The 16513-nt window shown below is 70.1% G+C and carries 13 protein-coding genes; 8 read left to right on the forward strand and 5 right to left on the reverse strand.

Annotation, left to right across the window (positions count from 1 at the left end; translation table 11 throughout):
• Positions 1–18 precede the first annotated feature (18 nt).
• Together AB0383_RS38750 and AB0383_RS38755 are read right to left on the reverse strand one after the other, a co-directional pair.
• Positions 19–4326 carry a GH92 family glycosyl hydrolase gene (locus AB0383_RS38750; protein ID WP_366189924.1) on the reverse strand — a complete coding sequence of 1436 codons (4308 nt, stop codon included), beginning with the start codon at positions 4324–4326 and terminating at the stop codon, positions 19–21.
• 175 nt (positions 4327–4501) lie between these two features.
• Positions 4502–4816, reverse strand: a complete 315-nt coding sequence (locus AB0383_RS38755) for a hypothetical protein (RefSeq protein ID WP_366189925.1) — start codon at positions 4814–4816, stop codon at positions 4502–4504.
• 209 nt (positions 4817–5025) lie between these two features.
• Between AB0383_RS38755 and AB0383_RS38760 the strand changes: the two genes are divergently transcribed.
• Genes AB0383_RS38760 through AB0383_RS38770 form a run of 3 tightly spaced genes read left to right on the forward strand, consistent with a single transcriptional unit; the run spans position 5026 to position 6616 of the window.
• Positions 5026–5697 carry a class I SAM-dependent methyltransferase gene (locus AB0383_RS38760; protein ID WP_366189926.1) on the forward strand — a complete coding sequence of 224 codons (672 nt, stop codon included), beginning with the start codon at positions 5026–5028 and terminating at the stop codon, positions 5695–5697.
• A 2-nt stretch (positions 5698–5699) separates the two neighbouring features.
• Complete coding sequence (locus tag AB0383_RS38765; protein ID WP_366189927.1) at positions 5700–6032, forward strand: hypothetical protein; 333 nt, start codon at positions 5700–5702, stop codon at positions 6030–6032.
• Positions 6029–6616, forward strand: a complete 588-nt coding sequence (locus AB0383_RS38770; protein WP_364189550.1) for a hypothetical protein — start codon at positions 6029–6031, stop codon at positions 6614–6616. Before AB0383_RS38765 ends, AB0383_RS38770 begins: the two co-directional genes overlap by 4 nt.
• A 3-nt stretch (positions 6617–6619) precedes the next feature.
• On the opposite strand, the gene AB0383_RS38775 is transcribed toward AB0383_RS38770, so the two are convergent.
• Positions 6620–7927: a M20/M25/M40 family metallo-hydrolase gene (locus AB0383_RS38775; protein ID WP_366189928.1), complete on the reverse strand. Its 1308-nt coding sequence runs from the start codon at positions 7925–7927 to the stop codon at positions 6620–6622.
• A complete protein-coding gene (locus tag AB0383_RS38780; protein ID WP_366189929.1) occupies positions 7920–8747 on the reverse strand; it encodes a M55 family metallopeptidase in 828 nt (275 codons plus the stop codon). Before AB0383_RS38780 ends, AB0383_RS38775 begins: the two co-directional genes overlap by 8 nt.
• A 238-nt stretch (positions 8748–8985) precedes the next feature.
• Between AB0383_RS38780 and AB0383_RS38785 the strand changes: the two genes are divergently transcribed.
• The 5 genes from AB0383_RS38785 (at position 8986) to mptB (ending at position 16094) form a co-directional block, all read left to right on the forward strand.
• The gene (locus tag AB0383_RS38785) at positions 8986–10752 is read left to right on the forward strand and encodes an ABC transporter substrate-binding protein (protein WP_366190007.1); all 1767 of its coding nucleotides are present in this window, start codon (positions 8986–8988) and stop codon (positions 10750–10752) included.
• A 6-nt stretch (positions 10753–10758) separates the two neighbouring features.
• Positions 10759–11790: an ABC transporter permease gene (locus AB0383_RS38790; RefSeq protein WP_366189930.1), complete on the forward strand. Its 1032-nt coding sequence runs from the start codon at positions 10759–10761 to the stop codon at positions 11788–11790.
• Positions 11787–12701 carry an ABC transporter permease gene (locus AB0383_RS38795; RefSeq protein ID WP_366189931.1) on the forward strand — a complete coding sequence of 305 codons (915 nt, stop codon included), beginning with the start codon at positions 11787–11789 and terminating at the stop codon, positions 12699–12701. The genes AB0383_RS38790 and AB0383_RS38795 overlap by 4 nt, the downstream gene beginning before the upstream one ends.
• Positions 12698–14350 (forward strand): ABC transporter ATP-binding protein, encoded by a 1653-nt coding sequence (locus tag AB0383_RS38800; RefSeq protein ID WP_366189932.1) that lies wholly within the window; start codon positions 12698–12700, stop codon positions 14348–14350. Before AB0383_RS38795 ends, AB0383_RS38800 begins: the two co-directional genes overlap by 4 nt.
• A 160-nt stretch (positions 14351–14510) precedes the next feature.
• The gene (mptB, locus tag AB0383_RS38805) at positions 14511–16094 is read left to right on the forward strand and encodes a polyprenol phosphomannose-dependent alpha 1,6 mannosyltransferase MptB (RefSeq protein WP_366189933.1); all 1584 of its coding nucleotides are present in this window, start codon (positions 14511–14513) and stop codon (positions 16092–16094) included.
• On the opposite strand, the gene AB0383_RS38810 is transcribed toward mptB, so the two are convergent.
• Positions 16091–16294, reverse strand: coding sequence for a hypothetical protein (locus AB0383_RS38810; RefSeq protein ID WP_366189934.1), 204 nt, complete (start codon positions 16292–16294; stop codon positions 16091–16093). The two genes, mptB and AB0383_RS38810, sit on opposite strands and share 4 nt — an antisense overlap.
• Positions 16295–16513 lie beyond the last annotated feature (219 nt).

A 16513-nucleotide genomic window follows, 5' to 3' on the forward strand; every position in this document is an offset into this window, starting at 1 on the left:
ACCGTCACCGGAACCGGGCTACAGCTTCGCGCACTGCCCCGCGGCCGGGCCGCGGACGGTGTTGGCGAAGTCGTGGTCGGTCGGGACGGGCGTGTTGCCCGTGCAGGCCAGCGGCCCACCCACGGTGCTGCCGGCCAGCACCGGCCCGTGGTTGCCCGTCAGGGTCACCGGACCGCCGATGTCGGTCAGCTCGATCGACACCGCCCCGGTCGTGCCCGTGATCGCCACCGGGCCCGACACCTTCGTGCGGTTCAGCACCACCTGGCCCGCACCCGTGGCCGCGAGCGGACCCGAGATCGACCCGCCGCGGACCACCAGCGACGCCCCGGCGGACACGGTCACCGGACCCGACACCGTGGCGCCGTTGAGGCACACCGTGCCGCTCGACACCGTCAGCGGGCCGTTCTGCACACCCGTCAGCGTCTTCGTGCACGACGCGTCCGGGCGGCCCAGCAGCTCGAACTCCGCCAGCGACGCCGGACCACCGCTGCTGTCGGCCACCGTGAGCCGGTAGTAGGCGTAGTGCGCCGGGTTGGCCACCGCGAACGCCCGCGTCTGCTGCCGCCACGGGAACGTCTGACCGGTCTGCTGATCGGCGACCGCCCACGTCTTCCCGTCGTAGGAACCCTCCAGCTGCCAGCTCTTCGGATCACCCGCGCCCTTCGGCGAGGTCAGCGTGTAGTGCGTGACCGCCTCGTCCGTCGAGTTCAGCTGGTAGGTCACCGCGCCGGTCACCTTCGCCTCGGTGCGCGAGGAGTTGTCGATCAGCGCCGCCGCGTTCGAACCGTCCGAAGTGGACAGCGTGCCCTTGCCGGCGCCGGTCTCGTCGTGCAGCGGCGTCGGCACCGCGTCGCCCGTGGTGATCGACTTCGGCGCGTCGTCGGCACCCGTGCCCCAGGCCGAGGGGTTCGGGCCCATGTCGAAGTCGAGCGTCGCCCCGTGCGAGAGCACGTCCTGCGGCAGCGACGTCGACGTCCAGGCCTTGCCGTTGATCTTCAGGCCCTGCACGTAGACGTTCTTCGCCGAGTTCTTCGGCGCGTTGATCACCACGTCACCACCGGGCAGGTGCAGCGTCGCCTTGGTGAACAGCGGCGACCCGATCGCGTAGTTCGGGCTGCCCATCTGCAGCGGGTAGAAACCCAGCGCGCCGAACACGTACCACGCGGACATCTCGCCGTTGTCCTCGTCGCCCGCGTAACCCTGGCCCAGCTCGCTGCCCGAGTACAGCCGCGAGAGCGCCTCACGCACCTTGGCCTGCGTCTTCGACGGCTGACCCGCGTAGTCGTACATGTAGAGCAGGTGGTGCGAAGGCTGGTTGGAGTGGCCGTACTGGCCCATCCGCACGTCCCGCGCCTCCCGCATCTCGTGGATCGCGCCGCCGTAGGTGCCCGGGAAGGTCGCGGTCTCCTGGTCGGCGAAGAACTGGTCCAGCTTTTGCGCCAGCTTGTCCTTGCCGCCGTAGAGGTTCGCCAGCCCCTGCCCGTCCTGCGGCACGGTGAACGCCATGTTCCAGCCGTCGGTCTCCGTGTAGTCCCCGCCCCACACCCGCGGGTCATACTGGGCGGCGGTCTTGGTGAACTTGCCGCTGGCGTCCTTGCCCTGGAAGAACCCGATGCTCGGGTCGAACAGGTTCACGTACTGCTGCGCGCGGCTGGTGAAGTACTGGTAGTTCTCCAGGTACTCCGCCTTGCGCGGGTCGCTCGCCGGTGCCTCGTCGTAGAGCTTCTTCGACAGGTTCGCGATGCCGAAGTCGTTGACGTAGCCCTCGATCGCCCACGAGAAGCCCTCACCCGTGGTGTTCGGTGTGTAGCCGAGGAAGATCGACTGGTCCAGGCCCTTGCGGCCCACCGCCGAGTTCGGCGGGGTCACCGTGGCGTTCTTCAGCGCCGCGTCGTAGGCCGACTTCACGTCGAAGTTCGTCACGCCCTTGAGGTAGGCGTCGGCGAACGCGACGTCGGAGCTCGTGCCCGTCATGAGGTCCGCGTAACCGGGGGAGGACCACCGCGCGATCCAGCCAGAGTCGCGGTACTGCTGCACGAACCCGTCGACCATCTTCCCGGCCATGTCCGGCGTGAGCAGCGAATACGCCGGCCACGTGGTGCGGTAGGTGTCCCAGAACCCGTTGTTGACGTAGATCTGCCCGTCCACGACCTTCGACCCGGTCTGCGTCGCGCTGTCCGCGCCGATCTTCGCCGCCACCGGGCTGGCGTACTTGTACGCCGGGGCCTGCGGCGTGCCAGTGTTCTCGAACGCCTCGTTCGGGTAGAGGAACAGCCGGTAAAGGTTCGAGTACAGCGTCTCCAGCTGGTCCTTCGACGCGCCCTGCACCTCGATCACGCCCAGCTGCTTGTCCCACGCCTGCTGCGCGGCGTCGCGCACGGAGTCGAATGTCGCCGTCGGGGCGAGCTCCTGCTCGAGGTTCTTCTTCGCCTGCTCCACGCTGATCAGCGACGTCGCGATCCGCATCGTCACCGTCTTGTCCGCGCCCGCGGCGAACCGCAGGTAGCCGGTCACGTTGTCGCGGCCCTGGCCGGTCAGCTTCGCCCCGGCGGTCACCGGCTTGTCGAAGCTCGCGTAGACGAACATCCGCCCCGCACCCGCCGACAGCCCGCTCTTCGCGTCCGAGTACCCGGTCAGCGTGCCCGTGGCCGGGTCGAGCGTGAGCCCGCCGGAGTTGTTCACGTTGTCGAAGATCAGGCTCGAGTCGGTGCCCGGGAAGGAGAACCGCATGACCGCCGCGTGGTCGGTCGGCGCGATCTCCGTCTTGATCCCGTTGTCGAACGTCACACCGTAGTAGTGCGCCCGCGCGACCTCATTGTCGTGGGAGAACGCCAGCGCACGCGCGTCGCGGTTCGCGTCCGGCACCCCGGCCGCGGCCGACGGCATCACCTGGAAGCTCTGCCGGTCACCCATCCACGGGCTCGGCTCGTGGCTCGCCGAGAACGCCTGCAGCTGCGGCCGGTTGTCCGCGTTGTTCTGCGTCGAGTAGTTGTACAGCCAGCTGTCCGAACCCGCGTCCGTGACCGGCGTCCAGAAGTTGAACCCGTGCGGCACCGCCGTGGCCGGGAAGTTGTTGCCCCGCGAGAACGTGCCGTTGGCCATCGTGCCGCGCGTGGTCAGCACGTTGTCACTCGGGCGCTGGCTCGCCGGCGGCGTCGGGGTCGCCGAGATCTTCACGTCGTCGAGCCAGCCCTGGAACGCGCCCGGCCCGTTCGGGTCGTCATAGCCCACGAGGATCCGGTCGATCGTCTTGCCCGCCGCGACCGTGCCGACCGCCGAACGCACCAGGTTCCACTGGTTCGCGTAAAGGATCTTGCTCGCACCCTGGCCCGAGGGCGTGAGCGGGAACCCGTACTGGTCCGTCGCACCCAGCCCCGACAGGTACGTGCCGTCGGTGAACGCCAGGTCGATCGCGACGTTCGTGCTCGGGTACTTCAGGTCGTTGCCCGTCAGCTGCGGCTGCACCTTGTAGGACAGCTCGGTGGTCGGGACCACCGGCAGGTTCACGTCGAAAACCTTGTTGTAGGAGTAACCGTGCCCGGCCGCGGTCTGCGTGCCGGCGTAGCGGAACGCCTTCTTGCCCGTGAAGCCCACGCGGTTCTTGTTCGTGTACCCGCTGGTCGGCCCGGAGTCGACGAAGCTGCGCATGTTCGGCAACGGCGGCGGCGGAGCGTCGTCGTTGGCCAGCAGCAGCTCCGACATCTGCAGGATGTCGTCGCCGTGGTTGCGCGTCACGTCGAGGCGGTAGTAGCGGTAGGCCGCGCTCGCCGCGGCCAGCTTGTACTGGTGCTCCTGGAACCGCGCGTCGAACGACTGACCCGACTGCTTGTCCAGGTCCGTCCACTGCTGCGCGTCGTTCGACCCCTGCAGCGTCCAGTCCTGCGGATCACGGCCGGGGAAGTCGTTGGCCGAGCTGATCGCGTAGTGCGTGATCGCCACCGGCTCCGACAGGTTCACCTGCGCCCACGCCGTGGGGTCCCACGAAAGCCACTTCGTGTCCGTGGTGCCGTCGACCAGGTTCGCCGAGACCTCACCACCGTCGGTGTTCTCGCTGCTCGCGCTCGTCTCGGTCACCTTGCCGCGGATGTCACCCGGGATCGTGGCACCGTTCGCCCCGTTGACCCCCTCGGTCCGCGGCTTGCCCGCGGCATCGGTGTCAACGGTGTCCTGCCACGTCGGCTGCGGATCCGACGGCTCGAACGAGGACGAGAAATCCGGCGGCGGTGTGTCCGCCGCGGCGGTCGAGGTCACCGGCGCGGCGACCAATCCGGCCGCCGCCACGACCGCGACCAGCGCGGCGCGGACGGGTCTGGCGCTTCGGGGCATCGTTGCTCCCAGCTTGTCGGGGCGGGTCGGGCGCGCCCGCGCAGGAACCCTCCCGGCGGCGGCGCTACGGAAGGGAAACCCGTGTGTGACATCGATGTCAAGATCCGGCGGGCAAACCTGACCGGAAACGGACAACGCCGGACGTACCCGCTGGCGCATCCGGTCGCCGGGCGCGTCAGAACCCGTGGAACACGCCGTCCTCGTCCGCCGCCGACGCGAACTCGTCCCAGGCCATGTTGGCCAGCGAGATGTTGTTCTCGATCGACCACAGGTGCTCCGCGACCACCCGCAGCCGCCCGCTCTCGCGCGGACTCACCCGGACCACCAGCAACGGCAGCTCCGCCGACGCGAGCGCCGTCCGGTCCGCCAGCACCAGCAGTGCCCACTCCGGCGCCAGCGCGACCGACTGGTCCGCGGTCGCGTCGCGGTACGCCGGGTCGTCGACCACGTGCAGGCTCGGCAGGAAATCCTCTTCGGTCGGGGTCGTCACGGCGGTGCGAACCGCGTCCCACCCCGCCGGATCGGCGAAGTCCGTACGGATCAGCAGGGCTGGTCTGGAGATCGGGCAGTCGGTCCACGGCGGTCACTGAACCGCAGCCGCGCAGCCGGGCCGTCACCGGATTCGCGCCCCGGTGCGCGGCCGGGTGGCGCATCCGGAAATCCCGCACACCGGATGGCCGCCGCCGGTATAAGGGGAACATGCCCCCCGAAGCGATCGACCAGGCGGCGGCCGACGACGCCGCGCGCCGCCGCGCCGAGACCGCGCTGGCCTCCGGCGACCCGACAGGCTGGTTCGAACCCCTGTACGCCGCGGCTGAAGCGGGGCAGGCCGTCGTGCCGTGGTACCGCGGCGAACCGGGTCCCGAGCTCGCGGCCTGGGCGGCGGCGAACCCCGGCCAGGGCCGCAGCGCGCTCGTCGTCGGGTGCGGCCTGGGCGACGACGCGGAACTGCTCGCCCAGGCCGGCTACACGACCTCGGCGTTCGACGTCTCGCCCAGCGCGATCAAGGCCGTGCTGAACCGCTTCCCCGACACGCGCGTCTCCTACCGCACCGCCGACCTGCTCGACCCGCCCGCCGAATGGCACCACGCCTTCGACGTCGTCGTCGAGATCCTCACCGTGCAGTCCATGCCGAAGTCCGTGCGCGACGCGGCGATCGCCTCCGTGGCCGGCTTCCTGGCGCCCGGCGGCACTCTCGTCGTCGGCGCGTTCGCCGAGGAGAGCATCGACCTCGCGACCTGGTCCGGACCACCCTGGCCGCTCAACCGCGCCGAACTCGACTCCTTCGCCCGCGACGGCGTCCGAGCCACCACCGTCGATCGCGTCCGCGACGGCAGCCGCTGGTGGGCCCAGTTCACCCGGGAAGCCTGACAGTGTCCCACCCCGACGTCGAAAACTGGCTCGCGGACCACGGCCTGCCGGCCGCTGAGCTGCTCACCCGGCTGCTCGCCGCAACACAGCTCGGCCACGACCTCCCGGACGACCTGCTCGCGCACTGGGCACGCGAAATAGTCCTCGCCCGCCGGGTCGCCGACCAATCGGAACCGGCGCTCATCGAACAGGCCCGCAAGCGCGGCTGGAGCTGGCAGGAGATCGCCGACCGCCTCGGCCTCCCGAACGCGACCGCAGCCGAAGGCCGCACCGCCGCACTGGAAACCGAACTCGCCCGCACCCATCCCGCAGCCATCCCGAACGCCTACCGGTGATCACCACCGACAGCTTGGCGGTCAAACTCGACCGCCTGCGCGAGCTCGACCGCGCCCGCCGCTGCGTCTTCGGCGCCGACACCCACCGCTACGTCAGCCGGCGTGTCCCGGAGCGCGAACTCCGACGCATCGAAGCAATGCGGGGCGTTCTGCCCTCCGCGTTCCGCGACTTCCTCAGCCGCGTCGGCACCGGCGCCGGTCCCTACCACGGGATCCTCCGGCTGAAGCCCGAGGACTCCGCGGTGATCCCCGGCCACGTTACGATCGCCCGCCGAGGCGGCGGGGAGTCCACCGTGCTGGTCACCGCCGGCGACCTGACCGGAACCGTCCGGGACGCCGGCGACGACATCCTCCGGCCCGCCCGCACACCACCGGGGGCCGACTACCCAAGCGACCCCATCGACCTCGGTCCCGCCCCGACGTTCGAAGCCTGGTACGACGCCTGGCTCACCTGCGCGATCGAGCAGCTCATCGCCAACCCCGTCCGGGAAAAACCTCGCGGGGAGCGGCCACCGGAGCCGTTCGGCCGCACCGACCCCGCCGGCCCGAGGATCCCGTTCGGGTTCAGCATCCCCGCCGACTGACCCTCAGCACTCCGTGAGGAACCGCTTCAACACCCGCGTCCCGAACCGGAGCCCCTCGACCGGCACTCGTTCGTCGACACCGTGCGCCATCGCGCGATACGGGAACCCCTCGGGCAGCGACAGGGGAGCGAAGCCGTAACACGCCATGCCCAGTTTGGAGAACGCCTTCGCGTCTGTGCCGCCACCCATGCAGTACGGCACCACCACGGCGTCGGGATCCTCGCCGCGCAGCGCGGCGGCCATGGCGTCGAACCACGGTGAGTCCACCGGCGCCTGCACCGGCGGCTGGTGCGCCACGAACTCCCGCGTCACCCCGGGACCCAGCAACGAGTCGAGGACCTCCAACAGCTCGTCCTCCGCGTCCGGCAGCACTCGCACGTCCACCTGGGCCGTCGCGGTCGACGGGATCACGTTCACCTTGTAGCCGGCCGACAGCATGGTCGGCGTGGTGCTGTTGCGGACCGTCGGCAATACCAGCGAACCCGCCGGGCCGAGCCGCGCCACCGTCGCGTCCACAGCGTCACCCGAAGAAAGGTCCACGGGCACGCCCAAAGCCGCACCCGTGCGGTCCAGGAACGCCCGCACGGTCGGGGTCAGCCGCACCGGCCAGCGATGCCCGGCGATCCGGTGCAGCGCATCGGCGAGCATGGTCACGGCGTTCTCGTCGTTGGGGCGCGAACCGTGCCCGGCCCGGCCGCGCGTCGTCAGCTGGATGTGCGCGGTGCCGCGCTCGGCCGTCCCGACCGGGTACAGCCGCACGGTGCGCCCGTCGGCCGCGGGCACGTGGTAGCTGTACCCACCCGACTCGCTGATCGCCGCGACGCAGCCCTCGAACAGCTCCGGGTGCCGCTCGACCAGCCAATGCGCCCCGAAGTCGCCGTTGTCCTCCTCGTCCGCCACGAACGCCAGCACCAGATCCCGGCGCGGCCGCAGCCCCGACGCGACGGCGGACAACACCATCGCGCAGAAGTCCTTCATGTCCACCGCGCCCCGGCCCCACAGGAACCCGTCGCGCACCTCGCCGGAAAACGGCGGCACCGACCAGTCCGCCGCGTCCGCCGGCACCACGTCCAGGTGCCCCTGCACCAGCAGCGCCGGCAACGCCGGGTCGGACCCCGGGATCCGCGCGATCACGTTCGCCCGCCGCGGCGCCGACTCCACGATCTTCGCCGGAACCCCGTGCCGCCCCAGGAATTCCGCGACGTACTCCGCCGCCTCCCGCTCGCCCTCGGAGTCCCCGCCACCGCGGTTGGTCGTGTCGAACCGGATCAAGTCGGCGCACAGCTGCACAACATCGACCACGTCAGCCATAGATACCCTGCACCGCCCCCGCCGCGATGGCCGTGACCACCTTGAACGCCTTCATCGCCTCGGTCATGCTCGGCGCGTCGAACCCCACGCGGCGCGTGCCGATCTGCTCCACCGTCGGGATCACCGCCGTCGCCTGCGCCAGGTGACTCGCGTCGAACTCCACCTCGATCCGGTGCTGCCCTGGCAACCGCTCCACCCGCCCGGCCCGCACGCACGAGTCCAGCGCCGCCGTCCTCAGCAGCTCCGACGTGCGCGCCGGCGGCAGGCAGATCGCCGCGTACCGGCTCACGCACTCCTTCACCGGCACCAGCTCCGCCTCCGGAGCGTAGTCACGGGCGTCTTCGCACGCCTGGTCGTCGCCGCTGACCAGCAGCACCGGCACGCCGTACTCCGCGGCCAGCGCCGCGTTGAGCCGGCCCTCGCTCGCGGGCACGTCGTCCAGCCACACCCCGGTGATCTGGTTCTCCAGGTACGTGTGCGACAGCACCCCGTCGAACCCGGCGCCCGCGTGGTAACCGAGGAACACCACACCGTCCACACCGGAATCGATGCCCTGCATCATCGACAACGGCTTGTGGCGCCCCGTGAGCATCCGCGCCCGCGGATCCAGCTCCTCCAGCAACAGGTTCCGCTGCGACGAATGCGCCTCGTTCACCAGGACGTCGGACGCGCCGGCATCGAACAACCCTGCCAGCACCGCGTTGACGTCCCCGGTGAACAACCGCCGGAACCGCTGCCAGGGCTCGGTGCCGGGCACGACGTCGTCGGTCCACGTGACGCCCGTGGCGCCTTCCATGTCCGCCGAGACCATGATCCGCATGCGGGCACTCTAGTCATCCTACGTCCGGCCCGCGGCGGAACACCCGAGGTCACCCACGGTGACCCCCCTTCGCACATAACGATCGGACCCGCACAGTTGTCGGAACATATTGCGCCCTTCCCTCGGTATGTGGTTACTTTTCGAATCTGGGGCTAGACGATGGGGTGGTCTTCAAGTGCGCATCAAGCACGTTCGGCGCGGGGTGAACCGCGCCATCGCGGTTCTGGCCGCGGGAACCATGGCGATTCTGCCGCTGGCGGGCACCGCCGCGGCACAGCAGCCGGCGCAGCCGAAAGTGCTGCGGGTGGCGCTCACGACCGGCATCGACCATCTGAACCCGTTCACGGCGTCGCTCGCGGCGTCGACGCAGGTCGGCCGGTTCATCTACGAGTTCCTCACCATCCCGAGCGCGGACAAGGCCGAAGCCTCGCCCGCGCTCGCGGAGTCGTGGACGACCTCGCCCGACAAGCTCACCTGGACGTTCAAGATCCGCCGGGGCGTGAAGTGGTCCGACGGGCAGCCCGTCACGGCCAAGGACGCGGCGTTCACCTTCCAGCGCATGCTCGACGACGAGACCGCGCGCACCGCGAACGGCAACTACGTCGCCAACTTCCAGAGCGTCGCCGCGCCGGACGACACGACGCTGGTGATCAAGACGAAGGCCGTGCAGGCCACCATGGACCTGCTCGACGTGCCGATCGTGCCCGAGCACATCTGGGCGCCGATCAAGGACCTCAACGACCCGAAGACCGACGACCTGTCCGTGGTCGGCGTGAGCGACGGCCCGTACCAGCTCACCGAGTACAAGCAGAACGAGTACGTGAAGTTCAAGGCCAACACGTCCTACTGGCGCGGCGCGCCCAAGGTCGACGAGCTGCAGCTGCTCGTGTTCAAGGACGTCGAGGCCGCCGTCAACGCCCTCAAGCAGGGCGAGGTCGACGTGATCAACCGGCTCACCCCGACCCAGTTCGACGCTCTCGAGGGCCAGCCGAACATCGCCACCAACAAGGCGCCCGGCCGCCGCTACAACGAAATCAACATCAACTTCGGCGTCGAAGACGTGAACAACAAGCCCATCGGCAACGGCAACCCCGTGCTGAAGGACCTCCGGCTGCGCCAGGCCATCGCCCAGAGCATCGACACCAAGACCATCGTGGACAAGGTCATGGGGGGCTACGGCCAGCTCGGCGGCGGCGTCATCCCGCCGATCTACTCGGCCTACCACTGGGATCCCGCACCGACCGAGGCCCGCAAGTTCGACCTCGCCGCCACCAACGCGGCTTTGGACCAGGCCGGCTACACCAAGGGGCAGGACGGTGTCCGGATCGCCCCGGGTGGCGCGCGCCTCGAGCTGCGCCTCACCGGCCACGCCAACCGCGCGTTCGACCAGCGCACCGCGCAGTACGTCACCGGCTGGCTGCAGCAGATCGGCATCTCGGTCAAGCAGGAGCTCGTCTCCGACGAAGAGCTCAACGACCGCACCACCGCCGGCAACTACGACCTCGCGATCTCCGGCTACGCCACCAACCCCGACCCGGACTACGCGCTCGCGCTGCACACCTGCGCCGCGCGGCCCAACGCCGAGGGCAAGGGCGCCACCACCGACACCTTCTTCTGCGACCCGGCCTACGACGGGTTCTACAAGCAGCAGCTCACCGACACCGACCCGGCCACCCGCGCCGGCTACGTCAAGCAGGCCCAAGCCCGCCTCTACAGCCAGGCCGTGAACGTCGTCCTCGACTACGACAACGCGCTCGAGGCCTACCGCTCCGACAAGTTCTCCGGCTTCCAGACCCAGCCGCAGCCGCAGGGCTCGATCCTGGAGCAGACCGGCTACTGGGGCGTCTACGGCGCCGTTCCCGCCGGCACGGAGAACACCGCCGCCGAGAGCGGCGGGTCGAACACCGTGCTGTGGATCGTGCTCGGCGTCGTCGTGGTCGTGGTGCTCGTCGGCGGCGGGATCATGATCGGCCGGCGCGGCAAAGCCGCGGACGACCGGGAGTAGCACCTCTTGACGCAGGCACTTTCCTCTTCGGACCCGGCTTCGCTGCTCGTCGACCCCGACGAGCAGCGAAGCGGGACCGGGACCGTCCGCTTCGTCCTGACCAAGGTCGCCGAAGCCGTCGCCAGCATCTTGCTCGTGATTGTGCTGGGCTTCCTGTTGTTCCGGCTCCTGCCGGGAGACCCGGTGGCGTTCATGGTCCGCGAACGGCCCACCGACCCCGCCCAGATCGCAGAGCTGCGCGACCGCCTCGGCATCGACAAGCCCATGCTCACGCAGTTCTGGGACTACTTCACCGGCCTGTTCCGCGGCGACTTCGGCGAGTCCTACATCGAACGCCGGCCCGTGCTCGACATGATCGGCGAACGGCTGTGGCCCACGGTGCTGCTCGTCGGCAGCGCCACCGTGCTGGCCGTCGCGATCGGCTTGTGGCTCGGCATCCGCGCCGCGTGGAAGCGAAACAGCTTCTTCGACCGCGCCCAGACCGGCATCGCCCTGACGTTGTGGTCGGTCCCGCAGTTCTGGCTCGGCCTGATCCTGCTCGTCGCGACCGGCGGCCTGTTCCCCAGTCGCGGCATGCACTCACCCGACGCGGCACCCGGCTTGCTCCCGCAGACGCTCGACGTGCTGCACCACCTGATCCTGCCGTGCGTGACCCTGCTCGTGGTCTTCTACGCGCAGTACATGCTGGTGATGCGCTCGTCGCTACTGGGGGAGATGAACGCCGACTACCTCACCACCGCCCGCGCCAAAGGCCTGCGCGAGGACCTGGTGCGCCGCCGCCACGCCGTGCCCAACGCGCTGCTGCCCACGGTGACGCTGGTGTTCATGCAGTTCGGCATGGTCGTCTCCGGTGCCGTCACCGTCGAGGCCGTGTTCTCCTGGCCCGGCCTCGGACAGCTCACCTACGACGCGATCCACGGGCCCGACCTTCCCGTGCTGCAAGGCGTGCTCGTCGTCCTGGCCGGCGGCGTGGTCCTGATGAACCTGTTCGCGGAACTGCTCTACCGCGTACTCGACCCGAGGGTGCGCACCGCATGACCACCTCCGCTCCCGCAGAAACTCCGCGCGCCATCGCCTGGCGCCGCCGCCGCGCCGCGGTCGCCCGCACCTGGGGCGAGTTCGCAGCCCAGAAAGGCGCGCTCGCCGGATTCTGCCTGCTCGCGCTGACCGTCGTCGTCGCACTCGCGCTGCCCCTGATCAGCGACTCCGACGGACTCGACGTCACCAAAGCCACCGGCCACCCGCTCAGCCCGCCCGACGGACAGTTCTGGCTCGGCACCGACATCGACGGCCGCTCCGTGCTGCTCATGACGATCTGGGGCACCCGGCTCTCGCTGCTCGTCGGCTTCTCCGCGACCGTGCTCAGCGTCCTGATCGGCACGATCGTCGGCATCGCCGCCGCGCACTTCGGCAGCTGGATCTCGGCGATCCTGTTGCGGTTCACCGACTTCTTCCTGGTGCTGCCGTCGCTGATCCTCGCGATCGCGCTCTCGGCCGTGCTGCCACAGGGCACCCGCACGATCATCCTCGCCATCGGCCTCACGGCCTGGCCCAGCACAGCCCGGCTCGTGCGCGCCCAGACCCTCACCATCGAAAGCCGGCCCTACATCGAGCGCTCACGCGCGCTCGGCGGCGGCCACCTGCACGTGGTCGGCCGCCACGTGCTGCCCGGCGTGCTGCCGCTCGTGCTCGCCAACACCACCCTGGTCGTCGGCAACGCCGTGATCGCCGACGCGACCCTGGCGTTCCTCGGGGTCGGCGACCCCAACGCCATCTCCTGGGGCGCGATGCTCGAGACCGCCCTCAGCAGCGGCGCCGTGACCCGCGGCGCCTGGTGGAACCTGCTCCCGCCGGGCATCGCGATCGTGCTCGTCGTGCTGTTCTTCACCCTCGTCGGGCGCGGGCTGGAGACGGTGCTGAACCCGAGGCTCAAAGGACAACACTCGTGACCGCCCTGCTCGAACTGAAGAACCTCGGCGTCACCTACCGCACCGGCGGCGGCGAGATTCCCGCCGTCCGCGGCGTCGACCTGCTCCTGGAAGCGGGCGGCACGCTCGGCGTGGCGGGGGAGTCCGGCTCGGGCAAGTCCACCGTCGCCATGAGTGTCCTGCGGCTGCTCCCGCGCAGCGCCGACGTGACCGGCGAGATCCTGCTCGACGGCGAAGACGTCACCACCATGCGCTGGGGCCGCCTGCGCGCCGTGCGCTGGGCCGAAGCGTCGGTGGTGTTCCAGGGCGCCATGCACGCGCTGAACCCCGTGCGCCGCATCGGCGAGCAGATCGCCGAACCCCTGCGCCTGCACCCACCCGAGACCGGCGCCCTCGGCGAGACCCAGGTGAAAGCCCGCGTCGCCGAGCTGCTGGAACAGGTGGACCTCCCTCCCTCCCGCGCCGGCGCCTACCCGCACGAGCTGTCCGGCGGGCAGAAGCAGCGCGTGATGATCGCGATGGCCCTGGCCTGCTCACCGCGTCTGGTGATCGCCGACGAGCCGACCACCGCGCTCGACGTGATCGTGCAGGCCCAGGTGCTTGCGCTGCTGTCGAAGCTCGTGGCCGAACAGGACATCGGGCTCGTCATGATCAGCCACGATCTGTCCGTGCTCGCCACCACCTGCGACCGCATCGCCGTGATGTACGACGGGCAGCTCGTCGAAGAACGCCCCAGCGCCGAGCTCATGGCCGACCCGCACCACGAACACAGCCGCGCGCTCGCCGCCGCGTTCCCCACCGTCGGCGACCCCGTGTCCCGCTTCGCCCCGGCCACCAGCACCCCGCTGCCTCCCGAACCCGAGCAGCGCGCCGGGCCCGGCGACACGCCGCTGCTCGAAGCCGAGAACCTCCACGTGAGCTTCCGCGACCGCACCGGCAAGCGCATCCACGCTGTCAACGGCGTCGACCTCGCCGTGCGCCGCGACGAGATCGTGGCCCTGGTCGGCCAGTCCGGCTCCGGCAAGACCACGCTCGCCCGCACGCTGCTCGGCCTGCAGAAAGCCGACTCCGGCGCGGTCCGCCACGACGGCAAACCCATCCCCGCCGGCGGCGCCTCGCTACGTGCGTACCGGCGCAAGGTCCAGCTCGTGCTGCAGGACCCCACCAGCGCGCTCAACCCCGCCCACACCGTCTACGAAGCCGTCGCGGAAGGCCCCCGCATCCACGGCCTGCCCGCGGAACGCGACACCGTGCTCAAGGCACTGGAGGCGGCGGAGCTGCGGCCCCCGGAGAAGTTCCTCGACCGCCTGCCCCACGAGCTCTCCGGCGGCCAGCGCCAGCGCGTGGTCATCGCCGGAGCCCTCGCGCTCGAACCCGCCGTGCTCGTGGCCGACGAACCCGTCGCCTCGCTCGACGCGTCCGTGCGGGGCGAGATCCTCGCGCTGCTGCTTCGGCTGCGGCGCGAGCTCGGCCTCGCCGGGCTCGTGATCACCCACGACCTGGGCCTGGCCTGGAACATCGCCGACCGCGTCGCCGTGATGTACCGGGGCGAGCTCGTCGAAACGGGCACCGTCGAACAGGTCCTGCTCGACCCCCAGCACGAGTACACGCGCTCCCTGCTCGCCGCCCTGCCCGGCGGCACGGCCCAGCGCGCGACCACCGGCAGCTGATGCGTTCCGGACCACTTCCGGAAAAACCGACGTTGACCACTCACGGGCGGAAGATTCACCCGGACCGCACGCCGGCCGCCCGAACAGGTGCGCGAAACAGCATCGGAGCGGGAGCCCGTGCGGTGAGGCGAAGATTCACCCGGTAATCTCCTGGATCGAAATGGCGACCACCACCGACTCCGCGCAGCCGTCCGCGATCAGCGCCCCGGACGCGCGATTCCTCACGCCCTCGCGGTTCCCTTACCGCACGATCGCGATGGGCACCATCGGGACCACGCTGCTCATGCTCGCCGCGCTCGGCGCCGGCGGAATCCTGATCCGCGACCCCGTCCTCGGCCACGGGCCCCTCTCGTGGATCCGCTACGGCCACGGACGCGCGCTCGCCAACGCACTGCTCTACCTCGGCTTCGCGCTCGTCGTCTGGGCCTGGGTCCGCCTCGGCCGCTACGTGCTCGCCGGCCGCATCGGCAGCAAGCCGATCCTCATCGCCGCGCTGTGCTGGATGGCGCCCCTGCTGGTGTCGCCGCCGCTGTTCACCCGCGACGTCTTCTCCTACCTCGGCCAGGGCGCGCAGCTGCTCTACGGGCTCGACCCGTACGCCAACGGCCCCGCCGAGCTCGACGTGCTCCCCAACGTGGTGCAGAACGTCCACCCGCTGTGGCAGACCACGCCCGCCCCGTACGGGCCGCTGTTCCTGCTGATCTCCAAGGGCATCGTGTCCATCACGCAGGACAACATGATCGCAGGCGTGATCCTCACCCGCGTCGTGCTGCTCGTCGGCCTCGGCATGACCCTGTGGGCGCTGCCGCGGCTCGTGAAGCACCTCGGCGGCAAGCTGCCCGTGGCGCTGTGGCTCGCGGTCGCCAGCCCGATGATGGTCATCCACCTCTTCGGCGGCCCGCACAACGACCTCATGATGCTCGGGTTCCTCACCACCGGCGTCCTCGCCGCGCTCGAACGCAAGTACATCGTCGCCGTCGTGCTCGTCACCATCGGCATGCTGATCAAACCGACCGCCGCCGTCGCACTGCCCTTCCTCGTGTGGATGTGGGCCGCGAACATGACCGGCGAGTCGAAGGTCAAGAACTTCTTCAAGGCCGGCGCCGCGTCCGTCGGGCTCTTCCTGCCCGTGTTCGTCGCCGGCACGTGGCTCTCACTGGGCTCGCTCAACCTCGGCTGGTGGTCGGGCCTCGCGGCGCCCCAGCTCATCGCCAACTGGCTGAACTTCCCGACCGGCATCGGCGAAGCCGTGTACAACCTCGTGCACCTCGTCGCCAACGTCCAGTCCTCGCCGTTCGTCACCGTCGCCCGCGCGATCGCCATGCTCGGCCTCGTCGCCTTCGGCATCCGCCAGTGGTGGCTCGCCCGCGAAGGCGGCGCCAAGGCCGTCTACCGCGCCGCGATCACCCTGTTGGCCGTCGCGATCCTCATGCCGCCGACCCTGCCGTGGTACCTCACGTGGGGCTTCGTGCTCATCTCCGCGTTCCCCTGGGGACGCCGCAACCTCTCCGCCGTGGTCGCCGTGTCGGTCTTCGTGACCCTGGTGTACTACCCGACCGGCGAGCAGGCCCTGTACGACTGGTGGTTCATCGCGATCGTCGTGGTGGTGAGCCTCTACGCGGCCGCGTCGCTGCTGCGCCCGGACCCGCTGGGCCTCATCGCGGCGTGGCGCAAGCCGCGGGAAGACAAGTTCCTCCCCGCGGCACCTGCTGCTCCTGCTGCTTCCTCTGCTACCCAGGACTAAGGTCGCGCGAGCGCCTCGGCGAACACCGGGGCGACCTTTTTCAACACGGGCTGGCCCGCCTTGGCGACCCCGTCGGTGTTCTTGAACAACAGCGACTCGGCCCGATCACCCTTGCCCAGCACCAGAACGCACATCCGCACGCCGATGGGGTCCGTCGGCGCCGCGCAGAACCCGTACTGCGCATCCGCCACCTTCGGCACGGCGAACTCGCGAACCGACGCGAAAAATCGAGGTCGTGCACCGTCACGTGACCACAGGCGAGCGCCTTCTTCATCCCGTCCACGACCTGAGCCCCCGTGTAACGGCGTTCACCGGCGCCTGCGCCTGGCCGGCCGAACACCCCGCGACCAGCACGGCGAGACCGGACACCACCGCCGTTTCCACGAAATCCGTCTGTGCACGCCCCAAGATCGTGGATC

The sequence above is a fragment of the Amycolatopsis sp. NPDC051373 genome, assembly GCF_040689465.1.
Classification (GTDB): domain Bacteria; phylum Actinomycetota; class Actinomycetes; order Mycobacteriales; family Pseudonocardiaceae; genus Amycolatopsis.